This window comes from Burkholderia sp. (assembly GCF_018375725.1).
GTDB lineage: Bacteria > Pseudomonadota > Gammaproteobacteria > Burkholderiales > Burkholderiaceae > Burkholderia.
Genome location: NZ_JAHACR010000540.1, coordinates 1 through 1186, shown reverse-complemented (window position 1 = coordinate 1186; position 1186 = coordinate 1). Strand labels below are relative to the sequence as shown.

Below are 1186 nucleotides of genomic sequence, written 5' to 3'. Positions count from 1 at the left end.
CAGCAGCAGAGAAACGAGATTATGAACACTCCCGCGCCGCGCGTCAACTACTTTTTTTGCCCCGCGTCGCGCCGTCCCGCTTCCCCTCCCCCGCGCCGCAGCACCCGCCGCGCGAAAGAGGCGTGATTGTAACGCCGCCCCGCCACCTGCGCAAGAGAGGGGTTGAAGCGGCTTTTTATATATCCGCTACATGCCCGATTCCGGCGCTACCCGCGATGCTGCCTCACAAGGCCGCTTAATACGCACAGAACGGACTAGAATGTTACGTTCTTCGCCTCTTTCCATACGTTTTTAATATGCGCCAGCGAATCGCCAAACGTCTCCCTCCCGATGCCGACAAACTGGTCGGCCTGTCGCTTGCGCTCTTCGCCTCGGGCAGTCGCATCGAAGATCGCTTCTGGGAAGCGAAGCTCGATGCGCTGCTCGCCAAGATCGTTCGCAACGGCAACCAGACTACCCTCGACGCGGCCCTCGACCATCTCCAGCAGAACCATCCCGATGCTTATGGCGCGCTCGCCGACATGGCGGAAACGCACAGCGAATCGCTGATTATCGAACATGATGGCCAACCTTACGACGCCCTGCTGGTCGCCGTGCCCATACTGGCATGGACGCGCTACGCCATTCCGTCGGGTCCGCTGAAGAACGATACGGTCGATGCCCTGCGCACGCACCTGCAAGCGCACGTGCTGGCCAACGGTACGCTTGTCGGGCTCGCACCGTTTCTCTACAGCATCGACCAGTTGCCGCGACATCACGTCGAGACCTACCGTCTCGCGCAGCAGCTCGCGAGTGCCGCGCTCGGCCAGCACCCAGCCAAACTCAATTTCGGCGATCTGCCCGAAACCTCCCCGATCCTTGCCGACCCGCGCTTCCTGCTCGCGGTCGTGGCGGCTCCCGCGGGCGCTTCGCTGTTCCGCTGGCAGGAAGAAGAGCACGGCTCGCGGATCGAACGTGGACAATGTCTCGAGCAATGGACCGCACAGGGCGGCCCCAATCTGGCGGTCGCGCTGCCCGGTTGCGAGTTTGAGTGTCTGCTACCGGACGCGTACTACTCCGCATGCCGCGATGCCGACGAGCGCATACGTCCGCACACAGTGCGCACCGCGATTCGTTATCTTTTCGACACACTTGGTGCGGCGCCGCAGGAACTGCGTGCCGTGGTCGCAGGGTTAGGCGAGCGCCG

At 62.8% G+C, this 1186-nt stretch carries 1 protein-coding gene; it reads left to right on the top strand.

The genetic code is table 11. The features are described 5' to 3' along the window. Nucleotides 1-296 precede the first annotated feature (296 nt). Nucleotides 297-1186 (top strand): DUF2863 family protein (locus tag KH616_RS25225; protein ID WP_292255307.1); only part of this gene is annotated, 890 nt, incomplete at its 3' end.